Here is a 4,309-nt window from a genome sequence, read left to right as displayed (position 1 = left end):
TGAACGTTGATGTTTCCGCCGAGTTTGGCGGCTACTTTGCGGATACGGGTGGCACGATCGTGGTTCCGCCTGTGGCAAGAGTCAAGGCGAGATTGTGTCATGCTACTCAGTTGGCCTTGAAATCCGCGCTAGCCGAAGCCCGAGCGGGGGCTCCAATCAACCGAATCGGAAAAGTCATCGAGCGTACGGCGACGACACATGGGTTCAACGTAATCAAGAATCTTGCCGGCCATGGAATCGGGCGAAGTTTACATGAAGAGCCTGAGGGTATCGTCAGCACCTATGATCGGTTCGATACCCGCCGACTACAACTCGGCCAAGTTGTCGCGATCGAGCCCTTTCTCTCGACGATAAGCACTCATGTGACCGAAGCGGAAGATGGATGGACTCTCGTCGGTCATCCCGCGAACCTTTCCGCGCAATTCGAACACACCATTATTGTGACAAGAGGCGCACCGATTGTTGCTACACTTTCTGAACAGTGGGAAATGGGATCATAGGTTCCATCGACCAATGTCGGCTCCAGGGGTCCCAGTTCATTGATCAATGTTGCTGGAATGGGAGTTGAATGCTGGCAAGCTGTAACATCAACGATGTGGTTCAGATCATTGGATGGGAGCCGCTAGTTTGACTTTGAATGATGTTCAGCAAAACGGTTTGCCCGCGTGATTTGCGTGCCGACTGCTTTTTATGGTTTTGGAAACCACCAACTTCGTTACGCCACCGCGATAAGATGCGACCGTTTCTACCGGGGCAAAGCAAACCATCGCGGGAGTTCCTGCCGTCGCGTTGCGACTCTGTGTGGCGAGGTGCGGGAGTTTCCACGGACTCGCGTCCGTGGCTACAGCCTGTCGTCGCGTTGCGACTGGTCGGACTGTATGGAGCGGCTAACTCTGATGGCCGCAGTGCATGCTATCAAGTTTACGAGTCTCAAATTTTCCTGCCCCTCCCCATCTTCCTGCCCAATCTCTGGTTGCATGGAGCGAAGCTGCCATCGCGCGGCGAGTTCGATGCGGTTTCGAGATGAGCTGTCCAGCATCCCGCCCTAGAAATCTTTCTGTCGCACCAATTTTTCTGTCCTCACCTGCGGTGTGAGCAATTTTGCCGTACAGGAACAAACGCGTCTCGGACGATTGCGGATGATCGCGATGCGGCGGGGCGTTCCAAAGGTTCCGTTCGGCGCCGATCGTGGTATCGAGTCGACAGAAAGATTGGTGCGACAGCAAAATGAGAGTGCCACGGCGATTTGCCAGTCGATCTGAACGCTCGCGTTGTCCCCATTTTCTAACCCTCCATCTTTTAACCTTTCACTGTATCCCAGCAGCGTGGAACCGGGGTGTCGAAGGCAGCACTTGGCGTCGCGCAGCGACTGGCTGACTGCAAAACGAAGAGACGGTGTCCGTGGTCATTTGGCAACCCGCGAACGGTTCAGTCGCAGTAAGGCAAAACGTGTGATAGCCGACCAATCGCCACCGACGATGGCTGTCATCGCTTCGCGGTGAAGGGAGGTGAGGTGCGTGTTGCTCGCCGGAATCGCGTTTGTAGCTATTGCCGATTGTCGCGTGATGGTGAGCAGATTGCTGCTCACGGACAGCGGCCGGCTGAGAATCGGGCGGCACTTGAAAGAAAGTTGCATTTCAGCAAAAGAGGCGACGGTGGGATTCGAACCCACGAATAAAGGATTTGCAATCCTTCGCCTTAGCCACTTGGCCACGTCGCCTTCGTTGATTTGCCGCAAAGTTAGGAGATGTTTGCGGGTTAGTCAAGATCCTCTGACTGGAACAATCGGGATGTTGCAGTCGGTGATACGCATCCTATCGGTGTTTCTGCCGTGGAGCTTTAATGTCCCGCGAAAATAACTCTACTTTTTGACGCTCCGACCCGCTAGCCATCTGCAATTCCAGCGGCCCACCAATCGTCAGTGACCCCGTAAAAGACGCTGAAAAACTAGATCGGGTTCGTGCCTTGGTCGTGAAAATTCTTCTATTTTCCAGGCCGCACTGAACCATCGCCGCTGTCGAGGTTCACACCAAAAATTTTCCGCCATTTTTGATAGCGATCTTTGATTTGTGACCCAGAATCGGCAACCGAGAAAATTGAGATCCGATTTTGCCTGGAATCGCGTCCCATCCTCGATGGTGCTGTGTCCAAAGAATCCGTGCGGTGTCGCAAATGGTGTTCGCCGAATGCTGCATTCCAAGTCGCGTCGTCTTTGGGGCGGGGCGTGCCGCAAGCCGTCCGGTTGTGGGGCGAAAAAATGTTCGATTTTGACCGGCGGCTCGCGCCGCTCCGCTAAACGTACCCCCCGGGGGACGGTCACCTGCTGCGTAACAACTTGAGCGTGCGTCGTCGTCGCTTGGTCAACCAGCTGAATTTGGAACCACCCGACGTGGCGTTCAATTCGTCCGATCAAGACGTGTCGATTACCGAGGTTGACTTTGTCTTTGCCGATCCTTGCCAGGCCCCGGGGCGTATGAGGTGCAGTCGAGCGGGAACCCCGAAAGTCGATAGACTTTTTCCGGGGGAGCCATGGATTTTTTGGCACTCTGGGGTGAGAAACTTCGCACTGCATGAGGGAGCGCGCGTTCGGCCGGGGGATTCGGAAGGGGCAGAGCGATTTTGGAGGTGCTTGCGTGGCAGTCACAGGCTGGCAGTCTGTGCTACGCGGATGAGGACAGGCTGGAAACGTATCCGACGGTACAAGCTTTTGCCGGAACTTGTGGCGACCCTAGGGGTTAACTCGAACTTGATTCCAACTGATTGCTGCGGAATCGTTTTTTTTGATGCAAACTATAGCGGCACATGCTAACGCGACACCACGCATCGGACTCGATTTAGACTCGCTTCATGAATACCCCTACTTCCGGGCCTCCGCGGTCCCTCAAACACCTGGTTTTGAATATCGTGGTCTCGGTCACGATTTTAGCTGGCTGTTTGTTTGGCTACACGTTACTCGGGGAACGTAAACGCCCCGCGCGATCGAAGCCTAACAAACCAGCGGCGACCGCGGTGACGACCGAGACGCTGCAGCGGCATCAAGGTCCGCTTTCGATCAGCTCTAATGGCGTGGTGGTGCCCTTGCGGGAAATTCGCCTTGCCACCGAGGTGGCCGGCCGCGTGATTAAGCAATCGGTGAATCTGCGTCCTGGTCGCGAGGTGTCCGAAGGGGAAACGCTAATCCAATTAGACCCCACCGAATACGAAATGGAAGTTCGCCGGTTGGCAGCCCAAAAGTCGCAGGAGGATGCGGAATTGGCTGCTGCGGACGTCAGCATCGAAAACACGGCCCATTTGCTTAGCTTGGCCGAAGAGCAAGTGCAACTCGCTAGCGGCGAACGGGCGCGTACGGATGCACTGGTCGCTCGCCAAGCGGCCTCGGTCAGCGAAGTCGAAATTGCCAAGCGAGCCGAGTTGACTGCGAAATCGGCTTTGGTCGAACTGCAAAATCGCGAGCGAGAGCTGGTTGCCCAACGCACTTTGATCTTGAGAAAGCAAGCGTTGACCGAGGTGGCGATCGAGCGGGCTAAGCTTGACCTGTCTCGCACCACGATCCGTTCACCGATCCGCGGCCGGGTGGTGCAAAGCGGGGTCGAAGAGCAGTCGTTTATTGCCGCTGGCACCTCGTTTGTGACGATCGAAGACACGACCGCGATCGAAGTGCGATCGAATTTGACGGTGGACCAAATGTATTGGGTCTGGAATTCGGCCGCGATGGCGAACCAATTTGAATCGGGGGATCATGGCGACCGAGTTCCTCCGGTCAGCGCGACCATCCAGTACCGATTGGGAAAACGCGTCTACCAATGGCAAGCGGTTTTGACGCGGATTGATGGTGCGGGCATCGACTTGGACACACGCACCTACCCATGTTTGCTACGTGTCGATTCGCCCGCCGACGTCGTGGCTGTCGACGCGGATGCAAGTCGAGATCCCATCATGAATGACCCGCCGCTTGCCTCCGATCTTGTGATGGACGGCCCAAGACGCTTGATGCGCGGCATGTTTGTTTCAGTCACGATGAATGTCCATCCCACTCGAACGCTGTACCGCGTCAATGAAATTGCGATTCGTCCAGGAAACCGCATTTGGTTAGACGTTGACGGAAAATTACGTGTGGTGCCCGTCGAAGTGGTGAGCCGGATGAACAATGGAGTGATCGTCGATGCCGATATCGATTCGGCGGTGCCGACAGCGACGATGAAAGCGGATCAGGTCGCAGTGATTGTTTCCCCGGTCAGCGATCCCAAAGACGGCATGCCGGTGATGGGATCGGGACCGACGGCGCGACAGGCGGGAAGTACTCCCACGC

The 4,309-nt window shown here is 55.8% G+C and carries 2 protein-coding genes and 1 tRNA gene; 2 read left to right on the top strand and 1 reads right to left on the bottom strand.

What is annotated here, in order from left to right:
- On the top strand, positions 1-500 hold a 500-nt coding region (locus ABX962_RS31415; protein ID WP_372725515.1), incomplete at its 5' end, for a M24 family metallopeptidase.
- Between the two features lie 1,147 nt (positions 501-1,647).
- On the opposite strand, the gene ABX962_RS31410 is transcribed toward ABX962_RS31415, so the two are convergent.
- A tRNA-Cys gene (locus tag ABX962_RS31410) sits at positions 1,648-1,720 on the bottom strand.
- 1,127 nt (positions 1,721-2,847) lie between these two features.
- Here ABX962_RS31410 and ABX962_RS31405 point away from each other — a divergent pair.
- On the top strand, positions 2,848-4,309 hold a 1,462-nt coding region (locus ABX962_RS31405; RefSeq protein ID WP_372725513.1), incomplete at its 3' end, for an efflux RND transporter periplasmic adaptor subunit.

Origin of the sequence: Novipirellula sp. (genome assembly GCF_041583735.1) — a bacterium.
Classification (GTDB): domain Bacteria; phylum Planctomycetota; class Planctomycetia; order Pirellulales; family Pirellulaceae; genus Novipirellula.
This window is presented reverse-complemented; position numbering and strand designations above follow the sequence as displayed.